Origin of the sequence: Tardibacter chloracetimidivorans (genome assembly GCF_001890385.1) — a bacterium.
GTDB classification, from domain to species: Bacteria; Pseudomonadota; Alphaproteobacteria; order Sphingomonadales; family Sphingomonadaceae; genus Tardibacter; species Tardibacter chloracetimidivorans.
Map to the genome: position 1 here is coordinate 420,371 of NZ_CP018221.1, position 18,578 is coordinate 438,948.

The 18,578-nt window shown below is 60.5% G+C and carries 18 protein-coding genes; 1 reads left to right on the plus strand and 17 read right to left on the minus strand.

Annotated features, from left to right (window positions below):
- The 8 genes from BSL82_RS02205 to BSL82_RS02240 form a co-directional block, all read right to left on the minus strand.
- Positions 1 to 885 carry a VOC family protein gene (locus BSL82_RS02205; RefSeq protein ID WP_158010617.1) on the minus strand — a complete coding sequence of 295 codons (885 nt, stop codon included), beginning with the start codon at positions 883 to 885 and terminating at the stop codon, positions 1 to 3.
- Positions 886 to 940: 55 nt separating this feature from the next.
- Positions 941 to 1,819, minus strand: a complete 879-nt coding sequence (locus BSL82_RS02210; RefSeq protein WP_072595833.1) for a fumarylacetoacetate hydrolase family protein — start codon at positions 1,817 to 1,819, stop codon at positions 941 to 943.
- A gap of 57 nt (positions 1,820 to 1,876) precedes the next feature.
- A complete protein-coding gene (gene kce, locus BSL82_RS02215) occupies positions 1,877 to 2,806 on the minus strand; it encodes a 3,5-dioxohexanoate:acetyl-CoA acetone transferase (RefSeq protein WP_072595834.1) in 930 nt (309 codons plus the stop codon).
- A gap of 75 nt (positions 2,807 to 2,881) precedes the next feature.
- Positions 2,882 to 3,901, minus strand: a complete 1,020-nt coding sequence (locus BSL82_RS02220) for a Rieske 2Fe-2S domain-containing protein (protein ID WP_072595835.1) — start codon at positions 3,899 to 3,901, stop codon at positions 2,882 to 2,884.
- Between the two features lie 27 nt (positions 3,902 to 3,928).
- Positions 3,929 to 5,104, minus strand: coding sequence for a cytochrome P450 (locus tag BSL82_RS02225; protein WP_226998581.1), 1,176 nt, complete (start codon positions 5,102 to 5,104; stop codon positions 3,929 to 3,931).
- Between the two features lie 129 nt (positions 5,105 to 5,233).
- A complete protein-coding gene (locus BSL82_RS02230) occupies positions 5,234 to 7,564 on the minus strand; it encodes a TonB-dependent receptor (protein ID WP_072595837.1) in 2,331 nt (776 codons plus the stop codon).
- A 110-nt stretch (positions 7,565 to 7,674) separates the two neighbouring features.
- Positions 7,675 to 8,295 (minus strand): nuclear transport factor 2 family protein, encoded by a 621-nt coding sequence (locus BSL82_RS02235; RefSeq protein ID WP_072595838.1) that lies wholly within the window; start codon positions 8,293 to 8,295, stop codon positions 7,675 to 7,677.
- A 106-nt stretch (positions 8,296 to 8,401) separates the two neighbouring features.
- Positions 8,402 to 9,400 carry an alpha/beta fold hydrolase gene (locus BSL82_RS02240; RefSeq protein ID WP_072595839.1) on the minus strand — a complete coding sequence of 333 codons (999 nt, stop codon included), beginning with the start codon at positions 9,398 to 9,400 and terminating at the stop codon, positions 8,402 to 8,404.
- Positions 9,401 to 9,737: 337 nt separating this feature from the next.
- Here BSL82_RS02240 and BSL82_RS02245 point away from each other — a divergent pair, with 337 nt between their 5' ends.
- Positions 9,738 to 10,463 (plus strand): TetR/AcrR family transcriptional regulator, encoded by a 726-nt coding sequence (locus tag BSL82_RS02245; RefSeq protein ID WP_072595840.1) that lies wholly within the window; start codon positions 9,738 to 9,740, stop codon positions 10,461 to 10,463.
- A gap of 281 nt (positions 10,464 to 10,744) precedes the next feature.
- Here BSL82_RS02245 and BSL82_RS02250 read toward each other — a convergent pair whose 3' ends face one another.
- The 9 genes from BSL82_RS02250 to BSL82_RS02285 all read right to left on the minus strand — a co-directional run bounded on the left by BSL82_RS02250 (position 10,745) and on the right by BSL82_RS02285 (position 18,576).
- The gene (locus BSL82_RS02250; RefSeq protein WP_158010618.1) at positions 10,745 to 11,092 is read right to left on the minus strand and encodes a hypothetical protein; all 348 of its coding nucleotides are present in this window, start codon (positions 11,090 to 11,092) and stop codon (positions 10,745 to 10,747) included.
- 94 nt (positions 11,093 to 11,186) lie between these two features.
- A complete protein-coding gene (locus BSL82_RS02255; protein ID WP_072595842.1) occupies positions 11,187 to 11,651 on the minus strand; it encodes a hypothetical protein in 465 nt (154 codons plus the stop codon).
- Positions 11,648 to 12,199 (minus strand): glycoside hydrolase family 108 protein, encoded by a 552-nt coding sequence (locus tag BSL82_RS02260; RefSeq protein ID WP_072595843.1) that lies wholly within the window; start codon positions 12,197 to 12,199, stop codon positions 11,648 to 11,650. Before BSL82_RS02260 ends, BSL82_RS02255 begins: the two co-directional genes overlap by 4 nt.
- Positions 12,183 to 12,311: a hypothetical protein gene (locus BSL82_RS21520; RefSeq protein WP_257786816.1), complete on the minus strand. Its 129-nt coding sequence runs from the start codon at positions 12,309 to 12,311 to the stop codon at positions 12,183 to 12,185. The genes BSL82_RS02260 and BSL82_RS21520 overlap by 17 nt, the downstream gene beginning before the upstream one ends.
- Positions 12,304 to 12,663 (minus strand): hypothetical protein, encoded by a 360-nt coding sequence (locus BSL82_RS02265; protein ID WP_158010619.1) that lies wholly within the window; start codon positions 12,661 to 12,663, stop codon positions 12,304 to 12,306. The genes BSL82_RS21520 and BSL82_RS02265 overlap by 8 nt, the downstream gene beginning before the upstream one ends.
- A 26-nt stretch (positions 12,664 to 12,689) precedes the next feature.
- A complete protein-coding gene (locus BSL82_RS02270; protein WP_072595845.1) occupies positions 12,690 to 14,078 on the minus strand; it encodes a right-handed parallel beta-helix repeat-containing protein in 1,389 nt (462 codons plus the stop codon).
- Between the two features lie 69 nt (positions 14,079 to 14,147).
- Positions 14,148 to 15,395, minus strand: coding sequence for a hypothetical protein (locus BSL82_RS02275; RefSeq protein WP_072595846.1), 1,248 nt, complete (start codon positions 15,393 to 15,395; stop codon positions 14,148 to 14,150).
- On the minus strand, positions 15,392 to 17,791 hold the full coding sequence (locus BSL82_RS02280; RefSeq protein WP_072595847.1) for a hypothetical protein: 2,400 nt from the start codon (positions 17,789 to 17,791) through the stop codon (positions 15,392 to 15,394). Before BSL82_RS02280 ends, BSL82_RS02275 begins: the two co-directional genes overlap by 4 nt.
- Positions 17,788 to 18,576, minus strand: a complete 789-nt coding sequence (locus BSL82_RS02285; protein WP_072595848.1) for a hypothetical protein — start codon at positions 18,574 to 18,576, stop codon at positions 17,788 to 17,790. The genes BSL82_RS02280 and BSL82_RS02285 overlap by 4 nt, the downstream gene beginning before the upstream one ends.
- Between the last annotated feature and the right edge of the window lie 2 nt (positions 18,577 to 18,578).

The window sequence follows — 18,578 nt, forward strand, 5'->3', positions numbered from 1 at the left end:
TTAGCAGCCGGGATCGACCTCATAATTATGAATGAAGTCGGGCGGCAGCTTCGGGCCCCAGTTGGCCATGCTGTCCTCTGGCCCGTAATTGGTAGGGCTCCAGAGTGCATAGTCGTCGATATAGTCCATGTCGGCATAATATTCGAACCAGCTTCCCCATGGATCCTGAATATAGTGAAAAAAATTGGAGCCGACGGTATGTCGCCCAAAACCCCAATCGCCTCGCCCCGACTTGGCGACCAACGCGGCGCCACCCCGCCCAACCTCATCAGGATCGTTGACCTGGAAGCTGGCATGGTGAAAGCCGGAACCTGCGGATTTGGCGAAGGCGATAACATGATGATCGCTGTCTTTTCGCGCACAGGTGAAGGCAACGACATCCTGTGCGTGATCGGTCAGGCCCATCCCGAGGGCTTCAGTGACGAAGCGGACGCTGGCCATCACGTCCGGCGTGAAAAGCAGAACATGGCCAAGCTTGATGGGCCGTACCGGGGGATATTGGCCTGACGGCTTTATGGCCGACCGGCGCGTGCGGATTATCCGACAGGGGCCATTAATCTCAAATGATTCGCCCGCCGCGGGCGCGGCATCCGCCGGACGTTCGACAAGATGATAGACGACGCCGTGGGGATCGCGCACCCAGAGACCGTCCTCCTCGAAGCCGTCCGGAGCGGTGATCACACTGCCGCCGGCAGTCGCCGTGTCCGCTGCAATCTTGTCGAGCCCATTTGCACGCAGGGCTACATGGTGAAGCCGTTTCTTACTTGCACCACTGATCAATATAATGGAATCGCGCTCTTGACCGGTGCAACGGAAGCGGGCGACCTTGCCATCACTTTCTGCCTCCAGCCCGGCATCGGTATAAAACCGGATACCATCGTCCAATGAGGGCACTTCAAGGGTGTAGGACAATGGTCCGAGTACGGGCATGTCGCGTCTCCTATTCGGTCGCAACTGATGTCGCAGATTCGATTACGGTATTCTCAATCGCACCAATCTTGTCGATTTCGCAGCGAACGATATCGCCTGGCTTCATGAAGACCGGCGGATTGCGCGCTACACCCACGCCCTCAGGCGTGCCGGTCGCAAGCAGATCGCCAGATTCCAGGGTGAAGGCGGTCGAAAGATAGGCTATTTGCGCCCAGATATTGTGGATCAGTTCGCTGGTGTCGCTCTGCTGACGCACTTCGCCGTTGATGAAGCAGCGAATACCAAGTGCGTGCGGATTTTCGATCTCATCAGCGGTGACGATCCACGGTCCGATCGGTCCATGGGTGTCGAACGACTTGCCGATGGTGAAGGTCGGGGAATGCTGCTGCCAGTCGCGCGCGGACACGTCGTTGCTGACCAGATAACCGAAGACATGATTGTGCGCGTCCGCTTCGCTTACGCCTTTAGCAGGCTTTCCGATAACCACGCCCAGCTCGACTTCATAATCAAGTTTCTCCGTAACGCCGGGATTGATGTCGTCATAAGGACCGGTGATGCAACTGGTCTGTTTGTTGAACCAGAACTGTTGCTCGGGAACCTTAATGCCTAGCTTTTTAGCTTCCTCTGCGTGCTTTCTGTAGTTCATCCCGATCGCCAGGAACTTGCCGGGACGCTCGATCGGCGCGAGAAGGTGGACTGAACTTAGCGAAATGCGCTCATCACATTGAGAAGCGGCGGACCGCACATCGGCCAAGGCAGCCTCGCCTCCGGCGATGACCGACAACATAGTAGGGTATCTGTCCTGGATCATGTCGAGTGGGACGATGTCATCACCATCCATCACGCCCAGCCGGACCAGGTCGCCCTGTCTGAAACGCAGTAGCTTCATAAAAATATCTCCATAAATTCTTGCGTTGAGCGCGAGAGGCGTCCTTCAGCCGCGAACTTAAAACCCAACTTTGTCACCGCCCTTGAGCATCAATATTTCGCGTGCATCTACCGCGCTCGCCACTTCGAGCCCCAGCCCCTCGATGATCTTACGAACCTGAAGCACCTGCTGCGCGTTCGACTGCGCCAGCTGCCCGGGACCTATCCAGAGGGAGTCCTCCAGCCCAACCCGCACATTGCCGCCTATCGCGGCTGCCATAGCCGCGATTTTCATCTGGGCGGAGCCGGCACCCAACACCGACCACACGTAATTGTCCCCAAACAAGCGATCGGCGGTGCGTTTCATGTGCATCACTTCATCGGGATGAGATCCGATGCCACCCAGCAAACCAAAGATGGTCTGAATAAACAACGGCCCTTCCACCAACCCCTCGCGCCAGAAATAATGGAGGTTGTGGAGGTGCGAAGTGTCATAACATTCAAATTCATAACGGGTGCCGGAACGGCGGAGCGTTTCAATGACAAACTGGATGTCTTGATAGGTGTTTCGGAAAACCACGTTGCGGCTCGCTTCAAGCGCTGCCGGTTCCCAGTCATGCTTGAAGCGCTTGAATCGCTTGAGCATGGGGAACAGCCCGAAATTCATCGATCCCATATTGAGGCTCGCCAGCTCAGGCCCGTATGTAGCCGCAGGCGCGACCCTTTCTTCTATCGACATGAAGGGTGAGCCTCCCGTCGTTAGATTCACGACGACATCACTGCGCTGTTTGATGGACTGGAGGATCGGCGCAAATGCTTCGGGTGACTGGTCAGGTCGCCCGTCATAGGGGCGTCGCGCATGCAGGTGAACCACGGCGGCTCCGGCCTCTGCTGCGCCAACCGCAGCGTCGGCGATTTCGCGAGATGTCACCGGCAGATGGTCGGACATGGATGGCGTATGGATCGAGCCGGTCACCGCGCAGGTAATGATGATCTTTCTCGAAGCCATTTTTCGTTCCACTTGAATGTTTTGACGCCGCTCGGCCTAACTGGAAGTTTCGTTGGGTTCGCCAAATGGAAACCGCTATTTCGCTTCGGCCTGAATGAGCGCATCCATACGGCGGCGTACAAGCGCCGCTCCTTTGTCGATCTTGAGCAATGCGGGTGACAGCGACCAGAAGTCCTGATCCCCAATGCGTTTTTGCTGCCCAGCGATCATTGGCTCGTCTTCGGTCGAGAAGATTTGCTCACGCAGCTTTCGCGTGGCTTCGTTCAGCTTGGCGTCGTCCATCGCATAGTCCCGCGTAGACGCGAAGAAATAATGAGAGGTGGACGACGTCTCGGGGGTAAGAATATGGAGGTTGAAAACATTTCCGCCGTTTGAACGCGGTGTGCCTGCGGGAACCGCGCCGTTTACCAGCGTCATCACACCGGGGGCGCTCCACTCCACCTCGGTCCAGCTGTCCACCCAATCCACGCCGGGTGGAAGGCGATCGGCCATCAGCGGCATCGGTACTTCGTTTTTCGGCCGCCAGGCAATCGCGATGATTCCGTCGATGCGCTCCTCGATCTCCGCTGGTGTCCGGGTGACCGCTCCGCCGCCCAATGTATCGGGATGGAGATAATCAGCATGAGACAGATCTAGGATGTTGTCGACAAACAACTGATAGTTGCCGGTGCCGTTGAGATAACCTTTGTTAAAGGCCGTATCGGGCGCATCATCGACAAAAGAGAGATCACGTATCAAAGCCGGATCGGCACGGCCGGCATCGCCCATCCAGATCCATATTGCACGATGAGCTTCGACCACTGGGTAGCTTGTGACGCGCAATGCCTTTGTGATCGGTCCATGGGGATTGCGAGCGCATGCGCCATCGCCGCCAAAGCCCAGACCGTGATAGCCGCACAGCAATATGCCGTTTTCAACCCTGCCGGCGCTCAAAGGTGCAAATCGATGAGGGCAACGATCGAACAATGCATGTGGCTCACCCTCCGCGTCCCTGTATAGGACCACGGGCTCATCGAGTAACGTTCGGGCAAGTGGCTGGTTGCTGACTTCGTCGCTCCAGGCCGCCATGTACCAGCAGTTGCGCAGATATGTCATTTCGCGTCTCTCATATCCTCGCTCAGATCATCCATTGCGTATCAAGCGCAGCGGAAGCTCCGCGAAGCCGTACAGCCCCGCATTGGCTGCTAATACCGGCTCCCCTGCCTCGAGACGCACGTCCGCTTCTACGAGCGCTTCCAAAAGAACTTCCATCTCCATCCGCGCCAAATGCATTCCAGCGCACATATGGGGTCCCGTTCCCCATCCCAGATGATCGCGAGCGTCGCGGGTCACGTCAAATCTGTCCGGGTTTTCGAACCGGCGTTCATCGCGATTGGCGCATCCGTACAGGATCATGACCCGCGCGCCTTTAGGGATGGACATCCCGTCGACCGCATATTCTTTCGCGGCCACACGGGAGAACCATCTCGCAGGAGCGCTATGACGCATGTTTTCAAGCACAGCGGAAGGTATCAGGTCGGGATTTTCGCGCACCATGTCCCATTGGTCACCATGGGTAGCGAGATTATAAAGCAGATGCCCGGACGCGAGAATTGTGGTGTCAAGACTAGGCACCACATAGGCGCTCATCGCTGCCACCGCTTCCTGCCGCGAGATTTTTCCCTTGTCCGCGGCGGCAAAAAGACCGGCAGACCAGCTCCCTTCAGCAACCTTGTTCTCGTCCATGGAAGAAATAAACGCGAACGCTTCGCGCAATAGCGCTGCGTCATCGGCATCCGGCGTGGGTCCGATGGCGTTGAACGCAGCAGCAGCCCATTCAAGCATGCGCTCACGTCCCTCATCGGGAATGCCGACAAGGTGAGATATCGCTCCTACCGGTAAGACAGGTGCGATATCCTTCATCGCGTCAAATGACACGTCCTTTGAAAAACGTTGGAGCTGGTCGACAATCATTGCTTTCAGTCGCGGGCGAACCTCCCTTAATGCAGCCGGAGTCAGTGGCTTCATGACTGTATTGCGCATTCGGTTGTGGATATCGCCGTCAGATTGAATGACATTCATTCCCTTGGGCGCATTGAATACGTCGTTGAAGCCAACCCCTTCCCCGCTGATCAGTTCGTCGCTTGCCCGCAGAGCCTTTTGAGCATCGGCAAATCGTCCGATGGCATAGATGCCGATCTTGCTGAGCCAGACCACCGGACCCGTGTCACGTAGCCTTCTGTAGTCATCGAACGGATTCCGGAGACTCGCTTCGGAAAACAGGTCGATATCGAGCGAAGGCGCGCCGCTGTCAGTCACGACCTTATGAGTTTGTCCAGCTGTCATAAAGCGCTTGGCCTTCCACTGTCCGAATGGTCGTTCCCAAATATAATTTATCGGTAGGCCGGACGTCGTTTCAGAAACGACGTCCGGCCCCCAACGGCCTTTTCACCACTTGAAACCGATCCGCGCCCCAAGCGTGCGAGGGTTTCCGTGGAAACAGGTTGTCGCAGCGTTCTGTCCCGCAACGTCGATCGCCCCGAGTTGAGGAGCCAGAACCTGATAGCCATTCGCGACACAATAATGCTTGTCAGTCAGGTTTTGGCCGAAAAAGGCGAGCCACCAGCGATCTCCGGGACTGAAGAGCGTCAGTCGTGCCGAAAGCAGTGCATAGGCCGGCCGATCGGTCGTAGGGCTGGCGTCGTTGATCGAATTGCGATTCTGCTTGCCCGTCGTGCTGATATCGGCGCGCAGCGTCGCACTATATCCTCCACCGATCCCCGTCTGAGCTTCGGCACCGAAATTGGTCGTCCATTTCGGGGCAAAGGTTGGACGTTTGCCGCTCAGATCTTGAACGCCAGTTTGCCAAGGCAGGGCCGGCGCATTGGGATAGCTCGTGAACTTTGCATCCAGATAGGCGACCGAACCATTGAACTGGAGCCAGGATGTGGGCCGTACCAAGGCGTTTGCCTCGACTCCTTGGCTGCGAATATTGCCCACATTCTGAACGACCGACACTGCATTGATGAGCGCACGCTCTTGGAAGCCCGATACATCCATACGATAGGCAGTCACGTTAAAGGTAAGGCGCCTGTCCAAAAATTGCGATTTCAGACCGACTTCATAACTTTTGACTGTTTCAGGCCCAAATTCACGACTTTGGCCCAGAACGCTGCTGCTCGCACCGTTGTTGAAACCCCCCGCCTTGAAACCAGTTGAGTAAGTTGCAAAGAGCAGCAGATCGCGGTTTGGTGTCCAGCTGAGATTGACGCGCGAGGTGAAGCGTTCATCGGAGTAGCTGAGATCTGTGTTTTCGTCGGTGCCGAATACGGCGGCCGGATTGACACGAACGGCCGTATAGTTGGCTTCCTTGTCCTCATGCGTATAGCGGCCGCCCAGCGTAAGGGCCAGGGTCGGCACGATCTTGAACGTAAGCTGCCCATATCCCGCGTAACTTTCAGTGGTCTGCGGGAACAGGTTGTAAAAGCCTGGAGTTGCCTGACCTGCATTACAGGCTGGCAGGGCGGGTGGCGCGACAGCGGCTATGACTGTCGAGCACCATTCAGAACCGAGATTGTAATCATAGTTGATGTCGAGATCTTCATGCAGATAATACAGGCCCGCTACAAAGCTGAGCCTTCCATCTAACAGGCTGTCTTTTGGCGATACGATCTGAAATTCGTGGTTTTGGCTGCGGCTTTCGAACAGATATTTGCGGTTGAAGAGCGAAACAGGTGTGAAGGACACCTCTCCATCCTGTTCCTCTGCGCGCCAATGGCGATACCCATTTATCAGTTTGAAAGAAAAATCTGAATCGGTGGTGAAGGTCAGCGTGCTGGATGCGCCCCAATGGTAATCATCCACGTTTGCAGTCGCAGGATCGTTCAGCGAACTGTTACTGGTGATGCCGACGACGGGAAGCCGACCGCCGAGTCTGGCGCCAAAATTCGCCAGAATTGCAGGTGTCAGCGATTCTGGAAGCAACGAGACGTTGGTGTATCCGTCACCTGTCTGGCTCTGGTAATCGCCACGCACGATCCAGCTGATATTCTCGCTCAGGTCGAAGCGGCCTGACAGTCGGAAACTCATTGTGTCAACGCCGCCGAAGCGTTCGCCTGTCGGGCGATAATGCCAATAGCCGCCAAATTGCTCGGCCAAACCAACGAACCGGATTGCGACCTTTTCAGAAAATGGTAGATTGGCAATAAATTCACCACGGTAGCGTTCGCCCGTGCCGCCCTCGATCGCCGCGCTTCCTTCTATCCTGTCCGTGGGCACGTTGGTGGTGATGTTTATCGCGCCCACCGATGCGTTGCGGCCGAACAAGGTGCCTTGTGGGCCCGACAGGACTTCAAGTGACTGGATATCCAAAAGGCCGGAATTAAGGCTTCCTGGCCGTGGGATGTACACTCCATCAAGAAAAGTCGCTACCGAAGGTTCGACCGCGCTGTTGCCGTACGTTCCGAGCCCACGGATAGTATAGCGCGCGCTGACCGAGCCAGGGCCTGACCCGAAATTAAACGTCGGTACCAGCCGCGTAAGATCAGAAATCTGCGTGACATTCGCCTTGGCGAGTGCTTCGCCTCCAAAAGCAGAAATCGATATCGGAACATCTTGCGCTCGCTCCGCACGCTTCTGTGCAGTCACGATAATTTCGCCTATGTTGCTGGCATCGGCCGCCGATTCCGGACTATCCGCCGTCTGGTCTTGTTGTGCCATTGCCGCGCTGGCGCTGCCGAGCGTTGCTATCGACGCTCCCAAAAGAAGTATATGTTTCATTTATCCCTCCCAAATTGGAGTCATTGCTCCGTTAGAGATCTTCGCAAAATCCTATTCACGCGAGCATCTTGCCGCTTGCTGGCATTGACGCGCGTATTTCTGACGCAAATTCATTGCTGCGTTTCGCCAAGCCATGCTTCTTCTTTGAACCTCAGCAGCCGTTCGGTTTCCGGATCGTCAACTCCCGGCAGATCGTCAGGAAACGCGTGGCCCAGCCGACCCATGACATAGGAAAGATGCCGGTATGATGGCCGCAGTCGCTGCAGTTCCGCTTCGTCGAGATCCGGTACGCGGGAAGGCCTCACGGGCATCAGCGTGTCCCACACATAAAGCGTGCGGAAGCCCGACAGCCGCCATAGCTCGTTGCGCCGTTCGACGCGCGACAGAAGACGGGCCTGACTTGAGACGATCATATCGACCCCATCCAGCGCGGCGAGGACGTGAATCTCGCACCCGGTGTCGGAAAGGGCACGGTTTCCCCGGACAGTGATCACCGAAGGTGCCATCTGATGGATCGACCGGGTCCCGGCTGCAGCTATTCTTTTGCTCCCCTCCACAAAGTCAGCGGCGCTGCCGCGAAACCAGGAAATTTCGACTTCTGCATCCGGATGATAACAGTCGGCCATCTCGTCCCAGGCTTGGAAATCGCGCGCCCTGCGTTCGCGCTGCACGAGATTCTGGATCGCGACGGACTGCTCCGCGTTAATCGCGTGATCCTTTATGTTCGCCATGCTGACTGCTCCTTCACCCGATACTACCGCGACACTCCGGCTTGCCTCCGGTTTTGACGTATGGACAAAACGGTGCTCGACCCACATCCTCTACCTCGCAGCCATCCTACATCTTCAGCAACTCGCGGATGGCCTCAATCGACTCCTTCGGGCTTTCCTTCGTCCAGAAATGGCCGCCGGGAATGTATCGAACCTCTACCGACCGGGCATTGGGGATATGCTGCTCAACACCCTCATAGAATTCGCGCGGCTGGGTCTTGCTGTCATACCCTTGCAAGATCATCACGGGGCACTTCCAAGCGCCAAGCAATCGGTTCCGGCGCGCAAGCCATTCCTGGCGGAAAGTAGACGAGCTGAAATAGCGAGGCACGGCCTTTCGAATTCCTTCATAGGAGAATTCTTGGATGACTCGCTCCATCTCGGCGTCGGGGATCGGCCGAACAGTCAGCCAGGTGTAACCCCAAAGAACAGTGTATTTAGGGTCATCGAGCATCCCGTTATACGGAGCGTCCATGAATAGATCGCCTTGAGGAGCGAGTGCTGGATGGAAGTTGTAGAGGTGCTGTTCTCCCCGGCCATAGCGAAGAACACTTTCGGGATGGTTTGCGGCAATGAAATCGGCCTGCACCGTACCGCGGTCATGAGTGATGACGTTGAACTGCTTAACGCCAATTTGCTGGAGCATGGCCCATAGCTGTTCAGAAACGGCTTCGTGCTGATAATTGCCGCCCTTCTTGTCGGACTGGCCGTATCCCTTCAGATCGACGCCGATGCAGTGATATTCACGTGCGAAGGCCGCCATTTGGTGGCACCACTCATACCAGGAGTCCGGGATGCCGTGCAGGAACACGATCTTCTCCGCGTCTTTATTTCCGCATTCGACATAGTGCCAGCGCACAGTCTCGTAATCGCCCGGCGCGTCAACGAAATGATGTGTGAATGTGACGCCGTCGATAATTTCAGTATCGCCCTCTTGATCGCCCGCGCGCGGCTGAACATGAGCGAAATACTGCATGCGCTCTCCAATCTTTTCGTCGGGAGGCAGGAAATTCTCGAGTATCTTGGCAGCACGCTCGGGTAGCTCCGTGTATTCAGGGCCGCTCATCTCGTCACTCTCCTCAAAATCATCGGAATTACGTGGCCCGTCGGTTTATCGCTCGGGCGCGCTCCACTTCTCTGGCGCAGGCGCGCCTGGGAGTGTGGAGATTGATTGGTGATCACGGTGTCACGCTATCGAAGCGTGCGGCTCTCTCTCCATATTGCTTGTTGATCCCACATAATCTCGAATCACCATGTATGTCAAGTTGACTGTCGTGATGATTTGATGTTTGTCTCAAATTGCCTGATCAGGGCCGCATCAGCTACAGATGCTGTCGCTGGAGCCTGATCAGGCTATGGTGGTCGCCTGCGCCAGGACGGGAAACAGGGATTTGAGTCGTTAGATGGCGAAGATGCTGACCGGGGCAGGAAAAGCCGCAAGCCCAAAGCGCCGCGGAGAAGAAAATCACAGGGTACGGGTGGGCCGGGAACGGAGCGCACGCACGCGGCGGCAACTGCTCGATTCCGTCCTCGTCATGTACTCCAGCGAAACTTCGAGCGCCCCGACGATGATCGATGACATCGTCAAACATGCCGGAGTGTCACGCGGTACGTTCTACACACATTTCGATACCGTTGAGCAGATCGTCGCCGAAGCCGGATCAATGCTCGCCGACGAAATGGTCGGCGACGCCAGGCTGGTGTTCGAAGGACTGGAAAGCGCCATGGCGCGCACCGCGACCGGCATATTGCTTTTCCTTACGCGCGCGCTCTTCGATGAGCACTGGGGCGGGTTCATCGTTCGGGCAGGCTTGCTGCGCGAGGAAAACCCCCTGAGCCAGGACATCCGCGCCGATATCGCGCGAGGGGTCGAAGCCGGACAATATTCCGTCCGAAACGCGCTCGCTGCCAGCGACATGATCTTCGGAACCGTGGTCGAAGCCATCCTCCGGATCAACCAGGGACATCGATCAACCCGCTATATCCGCGATATCGCCGAGATGGTGCTTCATGCCCTGGGCGTCGACAGCGCCGAGGCCGACCATGTCGTCGCACAAAGTTTCGAACGGCTGACCAGGATCGCCCCGACCCAGCTCAACTGGTGGAAGAATCTGCACGGCGCAAGTTAGGATCTTGTCTTTCGAGCGCCCGGGCCGCCAGCTCGTCGTAGCGAAGGACCGCGCGGCCGAAACGCTCGAGCTTCAGAAGAAGCGCTCGATCAGGTCGCGCTCGCCTGGACTTAGTCGTGAAGCCGCCTCGGGCGGGACGTTGGCCGCAGTATCCTGGTCCGCAATCCGACGGTGACCACAATGGGCCGTGGGTGGAAAATGAAGGATGGTAGCGGAGGCAGGACTCAAGCAATCCCCCCGACCAATTCCGTGGGCAATGCGGCTGACGGCCTGACGCCGCTCTAGCGCCGCCGCTCTTCCACCGCACCCTTGAACAGCCGCTTCGATTTCCGGCTGAAGAACCACGCGTGAACGACATTCGACCAGGTGATTTCCCGATCGGGCTTCGGCCGCGTCGCTGCCACCAGCAGCACGTCACGCGATGATCGGCACCGCTTGCATTTGAACCGCCGGCGCGCCTGGTCCACCTCGATCGGCCAGCCCTTGGCGACGAACGCCTCCCAGATGATGCTGTCGATCAGCCCTTCCCGCTCGCACGCATAGCACCAGAGCCGGAGATCGTGCCCGGCGTCGTCCAGATCCTTGATTGTGCGAATCGGCGGTGGTCCCATGCCGCCAGCATCTGCCATGGATACGGAACATCAAGGGAACAAAACGCTTGTGAAATGTTGCGCTCGCCGCAGTCAGTCCGCCTGCGCCTTCCGCACCTCGCCGATTAGCGCGTCATTGCGTTTGGCGCAGATGCCGTAAAGCCGCACCACCTCCGTCGCGGGCGGCAGCGTCATTCCCCCGGTCTTCTCGCCCGGCGGCAGCATCTCCAGCTCCGGGCACGGCCGCAGGAACGATTCCTGGACGGTCGTTCGCAAGTTCGACCGCTTGGTTATAGGCCCGCACGCCGTCGCCATCCCAGCACACATTGCGATAGACAGTAGGGCCAGGCTGGGTGACGATCCGCTCGATCGTGCGGGTGATGGTGTTGCTGGCGGTTTCATCGCGCGCTTCCCTTTCCAATTCCTGTCGCGCCCGATCGGCGCTGGCGCGCTGGTATTTCGCCTCGGCCGCAGCCTCGGCGCGATCGACGGCCGCCTGCTTGCCCGCCTCGATCTTGTGGGCGTCGCACCGGCCCGCGCCATAGGCGGAGACCAGCGCAAGCACGCCGCCCAGCGCAAGATACGGTTGGCCGATCAATCCACCCTCCCGTTCATCCAGCCGAACAGAAAGGCTTCGTTCGCCGGCCGCGCTTCGGCCAGTTCCAGATAGCGATGGCCTTGCGAACAATTGAGCCCGCGCAGTAGCACCACCTCGCCCAGGTCACCGCGAATTTGAAGGAAGGTCTGCAGGCAAGACAGCGTCATCGGCCCGATCGCGCCGTCGATCGCCATGTCGCGATAGTCGCGCCCGCCGCGATTGAGCACATTAAGCCAGCGCTGCAGCCATGCCGAAGGCACCGATGGCCCCATGTTGACCCCGGTGTCGAACAGCTCGGCCGCGATCGTCGGCGAAAGGCGCGCCACCGCATCGAAGTTTGGCCGGGTCCAATAGCGCTTGCGATAGATCGCCTTCGCCCGCTCGCGCGGCAGGTCGCGCATCGGCCCGGAATATCCGTCGGCGCGCGCCACCCCGATGGTGATTCCCCAGTGCGTCTCGCCGCCGGCATCGCGCGGATCGTCGACATAGCCGCCCTCGCGCCGCAGCAGTTCGTCCAGCAGCTGCTCGACGTCAGTCACGCTTGTCATTGCACACCCCCTTCGCCCGATCGCATTCGGCCCCATGTTTCCACGCCTTGCCAAGCGCGCCCGCCGACACCAGGCCGAAGCCCACCACCAGCACGATCAGCAGCTCAACCATTCGCGCCTCCCTGCCCCTGGTTCAGCCCAAGGCGGCGGCTCACCAATGTGCGCAGCGCGTCCAGGAAGAAGGCAAAGCCCAGCGCGCCGAGCAGCATGGAGAACAGCACCACGCCTTCCAACGGCCAGGCGCGCAGCTTGCCGATGATGACGGCGATCGAGGCGAAGGCGGGCAGCGCCGCCAGCTCGCTGATCACCAACCATTTGCGCTTGCGCACCCATGCGCGAAGCGCGGTCGGATCGTCGGGCGGCTCCGATGATATGCCGAACAGCATATAGGCGAGCTTCGCCCCGCAGATCGCCAGCCCGCCGCCCCAGGCCAGCAGCCAGAGCACAACATCTTTCCAGTCCACCGATGACACCCCCTTTTCCCGGAAACTCACTGCACCGCGGCGCGAACGGCCGCGATCACCTGCCCCTGCCGGTCCACCTCCGCCTTCAACACGGCGATCGTCGCATCCAGCGCCGAGGTGTCGGGCAGCGCCGCGCCATTGCCGCCGCCGCCGACCCCGACGTAAGCAGCTGGCTTGCGGCACGGGATCGTCACCCGGCCGCTCTCGACAAGGCGCGTCACATTGTTGCGCGCATGGCTGCAGGCGATGGTGTCGCGGATCTCCGCCCCATCGACATTATCGAGCGTCAGCATCGAGAAATGCACGGCGTTGATCGGCGTCGTCAGCACCACGTCGCTGATCTTCACATCATCGGCGTTCATCACCGTGAGGCCGCGATAGAAATAGCCCAGCATGCGCACGCCGCTGATCGTCCAGTTGCGCCCGCGCGCGGTCGGATTGTTGACCAGGAACACGCCTTGGGTGGACATCCAGCCATCGATGGCGACATTGCGGATGGTGAGGTTGTTCACCGGCCCGCCGGTCGACGCGATCTGGATGCAGTCCGGGTGCGCGCCGGCATAGGTCGCCACCCGCGCGCCGCAGGTGAAATTCTCGATCAGCACATTGTCCGCGCCGCCGAACTGGATTCCATCGGTCGATAAGTCGCGAACCGTCACGTTGCGCACCGTCACGCCCATCGGCTGCTCCAGCCAGCCAAGGCCCTGGTCCAGATTATGCAGCACGCCATTCTCGACGGTGATCTGGCCATTGGCCCCGGCCCGGCCGTCGAACATCAGGCCCACGCCTTTTCGCGGCTGCGCAGGGTCATAAGCCGTCGCCGAGATCTCAAAATTGCGGATCGTGGCATGGCCGCCATAAAGCTGCACCGCGCGCTGATAGGCGGGCGTCGCGGCCGTTGCGGGCATCTTCACCCGCAAGCCGTCGAAGATCGGCCCAGCGGGCTTGTCGAGCGTGATCTGGTCGAACACGCCGCCCTTGATCGTGACGGCCTTCAACCCGCCCCAGCGCACCACACCCATCGGCGCGTCGCCCAGCTCCACCACATCGCCGTCGGCAAGCTTCGGCAGCAGCGCCTTCACTTCGACGGACGTCGCCGCCTGATAGCTGGCCGCATGGGCGGACGCGGGCAGCAGCGCCAGCACCAGCCACACGGCCGCGACCGGAAACGCCAAGTCTAGCCGATCGTCTTTCTTCCAGCGCGGGCCGAACGGGTTCAGGTCGGACACCACGGCGCGCCAGCCTTCCGGGCGGCCGTCGAGCTGCTTGGACTTCTCGCCCGCCTCCCTTGCCCAGAAAATGGCGGTCGCGATCACCGCGCCGGCCACGGCCGATCCGAAGATGAGGCCGAACACCAGCATGATGATGAGCGCAAGCGCGGCGTGTATCAGCCAGTTTTTGAGCGATCCGTTCACGGTAAAATCTCCTGCGGGCATGAAAAAAGCCGCGCGAGGCGGCCCGGACGAATGATGGAATGTGATCGGTCAGCCGACCTTGACGGCCACCCAGGCGCGCCCATCGTCGAGGATCTTCCACACCTTGCCGACGGCGGCGGCGTATTGAGCCATGCTCATATCGGCGAGCGCCCAGGCTTCCGTACCGATCGAGCCGTCAGGGTTGCGGATGGCCACGATATAATCGCCAACGATCGCGCCAATGTGATTGACCGGCACCTGGCCGGAAAAGGCAATCCGGTCATATTTCACCCGCTCGGCTTCCAGCGCCGCTTCCCATGCAGCAAGGTCCGCATTGTAGGCGTCCATCAGATCGGCATGTTCGACCAGCTTCAGGTCATAGAGCGGATGGTTTTCCGGCGGCGGCAACGGTGCGACCGGGCGCGCGCCGATCAGTTCCTCGCTGCCCCAGGTGTCGCCGCCGACATAGGCGGGATCGGTCGATTTGATGACGAAGCTGTGCGCCAGGTCGAACTGGTCGACCAGCTCGCCATCGGCGTTGATGCCGCAGACCTGCCCGGCCATTATGGTGCCGCAGCCAAGCGCCTTTTTCACATATTCGGCATAGTCCGCGCCCGATGCGTTGATAGTACCACCGGCATTGATTGATCTTGATGTGACAGAGTTTCTGCCGATGGCGAGAGCGGTGGCGGCCGATGACTGGCCGCCGGAGGTATGCGAGAAGAAGAACGCGCCACTGACGCCATTATCTACGTCTAGAACGCCCACACCCTGAGCGACATTTTTGTGGACGCGGTGGTTCGGTCCAGCCGAAGTTCCGAGGATGACGTTGCCGCCATAGGGATTGAGCATCAGGTCATAGGCGGTGATTCCCGCACCGTTCACCCGCTGGATATAGCCATGTCCGCTGGAAAATCCGCCGATGCTGGTGACCTGGGTGTTTGTCTTGTGCGTTTTGAACAGCGCGGTTGCGTTGTTGATCGTGTCGGCGAGCGCACCTGCCGACACCTCGCCCGGATGAGCGACCTGAAATGGCGCGCCGGGCGCGGTCCCCAGCCCAAAGCCTCCGGTCGACCGATTGAAGTACCACACCACCGGCCAATTGGCGGTGTCGCTCACCGTCCCGCCGACATAGACCCTGAGCGCCCAGACCGGGTCGGCGCTGTCATCGAGCCACTTCCAGCCCGCCGCATCGGCATAGGTGGGTGGCGTCGGCCCCTTGTGAACGGTCGCGTTCGCCTTGTCGTTCTCATTCATCGCTGCGCGCACCACTGCGCCGCCGCCATTGCCCCTTGGCCAGTTTGCCGATTGCGTCATGCCTCTACTCCATAGCCCTTGGCGAGCCAGTCGAAGGTGCGGCTCACCCCCGACCCGGCTGCATTGAAAAACCTGATGAAAAAGCCCGATGCCGTCTTGCTGGTGACGCTTGCATAATCGCCGGTCGCCAAATTCTGACCGGTGATCGCTACCGCCGGCACGGCGCGGAACGGCGTCGCAAAGCTCACCGTCATGCCGCCCGCCGGGCAGACGATGTCGTTGCCGCCAAGCGTCCGGTCGGGCATGTCGACGGTCACTGAAACCGCGACCAACACCGGCGTGACATAGGGATCGCTCGACCGCAGCCGCACCCGCCACTGAAAGGCGCGCGCCGTGTAATCGCCGATGGTGAAGGTCCGCCAGTCGCCAAAGGCCAGGCCGTCATCGCTGGTGCGAACCTGCAGCTCCACATTCCACGCGGTCGGATCGGCGCCGTCCCATGATTCCAGCGCGTCGACATCGGGCACCAGGTCAAAGCTGGTGCGCGTGTCCACCCCCGTCGCCTCGATCAGCGCGGTCAGGCGGCTCGTGTAGACCGCGCCAAGGTCCAGATCATTGTCGAAATAGTAATAGCCCTCCTCGACAAAGGGAGAGCCGTCGCCGAAATCCACATCCTCGACGGCGTCGAAATCGCTCCAATTGTCCCAGCTCTGCCCGCCGGAGAGGATCAGCCCAAGCTCGCCCTCGATCACATCATCCCAGACGCCCGCGAAGGCAGGATCCTCGCCGACGGTCGCCACCAGGTTCAGGGCATTGAGCGTCAGCACATTGACGCTGACGATCGTCGCATTCACCGCCTCGCCGCCGTCGCGGTTCACCGCCTTGATCAGGAAGCTGCCGTTCATCGCGGGCAGCGAGAATCCGACGGTGTCGATCGACAGGCGCGGCAGCAGCGTGACTGCGTTGGGCCATTCCGCCCCGGTCACCACCGGCTGATATTTGACCAGATAGTGGCTCAGCCCGTTGCCCGAAACGGGCTTCAGGCTGAAATGGGCGGTGTTGCCAAGCACGTTGACGCCGAATTCCTCGATATCGGGCGGCGTGTCGACCGTGATCAGCGATCCCGGTGCTTCCTCGTGCACCGTCCAATAGGTGCTGTTCGGCGGGGCATTGCCGGCGCTTGCCACCGGATTGATGTAGCGATAGCGGCGGCCGTCGCTGGGCTGGCGCACGATGCTGCCCTCGCGGTAGATCCGCGTCGCGTCATAATCGCCCAGATCCTGGAGCGTGGCGGTGACCGCGATTTCCGAATAGGCGTGGATCCGCGCGGTGCGCGTTCCCTTCATCTGCATCCGCCAGAACGGCGGGGCGACCTCCAGCTGGGCGGGCTCGCCCGCGATCGGCAGGGCGCTGCCGTCCGTCTTCAGGGTCAGCGACGCCGAATTGCTCAGCATCACGCGGCAGGCGAACAGCTTGCCCATCAGGCTGACGCCGGCGACGGCGTTGGCCGATCCGGCGATTTCACCGATCGCATCGCGCGGCGTCGTCTGCTCCCCGAAATAGCGCGACAGGTTGCGCGGCACCGCCGTATCGAGCGCGGTGAGCGAGGCGCTGTCGATCTGCCCGGCCGAAGCGCCGGCGATCTCGGCAAGCCGCTTGATGACGGCGCCGGGCGTGCGCACGAAGCCGCCGGAACCGCCGCTGTCGCCTTCCACCATATAGCTCAGCACGCCTTCGGGCGGCGCGCCGTGCCGGACCATGCCGACGGCCTTTGCCGTTGCATATTGGCCGGGCGCGATGGTGGCGGCGACCAGCGCAGCATAGCTTGCATGATCGGCGATCGGCGCGCCGAAGCGCACCAGTCGGTCCATCGCCACCGGAACGGCGTTGATCGCGCCATAGCCGTGGAGCTGCACCACCGTGTTGACGCTGTCGATCAGCTGCCCCTCGACATAGCGCGGCGCGCCGATCGCAAGCGGCTTTGCCACGCCCTTCTTTTCAGCAGGACCTTCCGCGCCGGTGGTGCCTTCATAGCTTTCCGTCAGCAGCGGCCCATCCAGCCAGTCGTCATTGACGCGAAGCTGCAGGGCGATCCGCCCCCCTTCCACCCGGGCGGTGCGCACCAGCCCGTCGAAGATCTGGGTGAACCCGCCCCAGGCCGCGCCAAGCTCGCCGATCCAGATCCGGGCGGGCCTGTCGCCCCAGGTATAGCTGGCGGCGTCGGGGAACACGTCGAGCGACAGTTCCATGTCGCCGCCGCCGGGCGTCATCCGGCCTGAAAAGCCGCCGTCGAACAGGCGCAGCGACAGGCGCGGCAGCCGGGCGATTCCGGGCCACCAGGTGACGGCGTTCAGCGCGGTGAGCGCCGCATTGTCATGACTGCACGCACGAAGCGTCACGCTGGATGCGGCCGACGGGTCGAACGGCTCCAGCTCCACCAGAACGGCCAGCGTCATATCAGGCTCACCAGATCGGCCTGCCAGCGCCATTTGCCGGGGCCGGTGTTGATCACGCCCAGATCGCCCGCGATCCGCCCGAAATACATGCGGTTCTGGCGCTGGGCATCGGCGGCGGGATCGGTCACCACCAGCACCGGCTCGGTCGCCCCGATCAGCTCGATCAGCGGAAGGATCGCCTCTTCGGCTTCATCGCGATAGGCGCTCTCGAACAAAAGCGAGAGCGTGCGCAGCTTCCGTCCCCGCCGGATCAGCGGCACGCCATTGGCCGAAAAATCGGCGGTAGACGTGTCGCGCACGCCGCGCACCAGCCCATAGCTGAAATTGCGGGCGAGCTGGATCTTCCGGCCGATGACAAGCCGCCCCGCGTCGAAGGCAGTGCCGCCCAGGCTTGCGAGATCGAACCGCCAGTAGCGGAACGTCTCGGCCGCCGCAGGCTCCCACCAGCTGTGCTTGCGACCGCTGACGGGCGTTGCGCTGCCCGCGAGCGCGGGCGTGATGACGCCGCTGTCATAGCCGGGCGCGGTTGTCAGATCGGCCGCAGCGGTTGCGCCGCGTACCCTGATCGTTGCGCCGGACGCCAGATTGGTTGACAGGAACGCCCCAAAATTGAGCGCGGCTGCGGCGCCAAGGTCCAGCTGCACCCAGGCCGTTGACGTGCCGGTGCCGCGATGGACGACGCCGATATGGTCGTTGTCGAGATAGGACGGGCTGGTGCCCGTGGCCGATCCTTCCGCCGTCACTGTGCCCAGCGACAGCGGCCTGACGATGATCGCATTTCCCATGA

Coding starts and splice junctions, on each gene's coding strand:
- BSL82_RS02275 (WP_072595846.1), bottom strand. CDS start 15,395: ATGACGCAATCGGCAAACTGGCCAAGGGGCAATGGCGGCGGCGCAGTG.
- BSL82_RS21520 (WP_257786816.1), bottom strand. CDS start 12,311: ATGGTTGAGCTGCTGATCGTGCTGGTGGTGGGCTTCGGCCTGGTGTCG.
- BSL82_RS02250 (WP_158010618.1), bottom strand. CDS start 11,092: ATGGCAGATGCTGGCGGCATGGGACCACCGCCGATTCGCACAATCAAG.
- BSL82_RS02230 (WP_072595837.1), bottom strand. CDS start 7,564: ATGAAACATATACTTCTTTTGGGAGCGTCGATAGCAACGCTCGGCAGC.
- BSL82_RS02280 (WP_072595847.1), bottom strand. CDS start 17,791: ATGACGCTGGCCGTTCTGGTGGAGCTGGAGCCGTTCGACCCGTCGGCC.
- BSL82_RS02260 (WP_072595843.1), bottom strand. CDS start 12,199: ATGACAAGCGTGACTGACGTCGAGCAGCTGCTGGACGAACTGCTGCGG.
- kce (WP_072595834.1), bottom strand. CDS start 2,806: ATGGCTTCGAGAAAGATCATCATTACCTGCGCGGTGACCGGCTCGATC.
- BSL82_RS02240 (WP_072595839.1), bottom strand. CDS start 9,400: ATGAGCGGCCCTGAATACACGGAGCTACCCGAGCGTGCTGCCAAGATA.
- BSL82_RS02245 (WP_072595840.1), top strand. CDS start 9,738: ATGGCGAAGATGCTGACCGGGGCAGGAAAAGCCGCAAGCCCAAAGCGC.
- BSL82_RS02285 (WP_072595848.1), bottom strand. CDS start 18,576: ATGGGAAATGCGATCATCGTCAGGCCGCTGTCGCTGGGCACAGTGACG.
- BSL82_RS02210 (WP_072595833.1), bottom strand. CDS start 1,819: ATGAAGCTACTGCGTTTCAGACAGGGCGACCTGGTCCGGCTGGGCGTG.
- BSL82_RS02220 (WP_072595835.1), bottom strand. CDS start 3,901: ATGACATATCTGCGCAACTGCTGGTACATGGCGGCCTGGAGCGACGAA.
- BSL82_RS02235 (WP_072595838.1), bottom strand. CDS start 8,295: ATGGCGAACATAAAGGATCACGCGATTAACGCGGAGCAGTCCGTCGCG.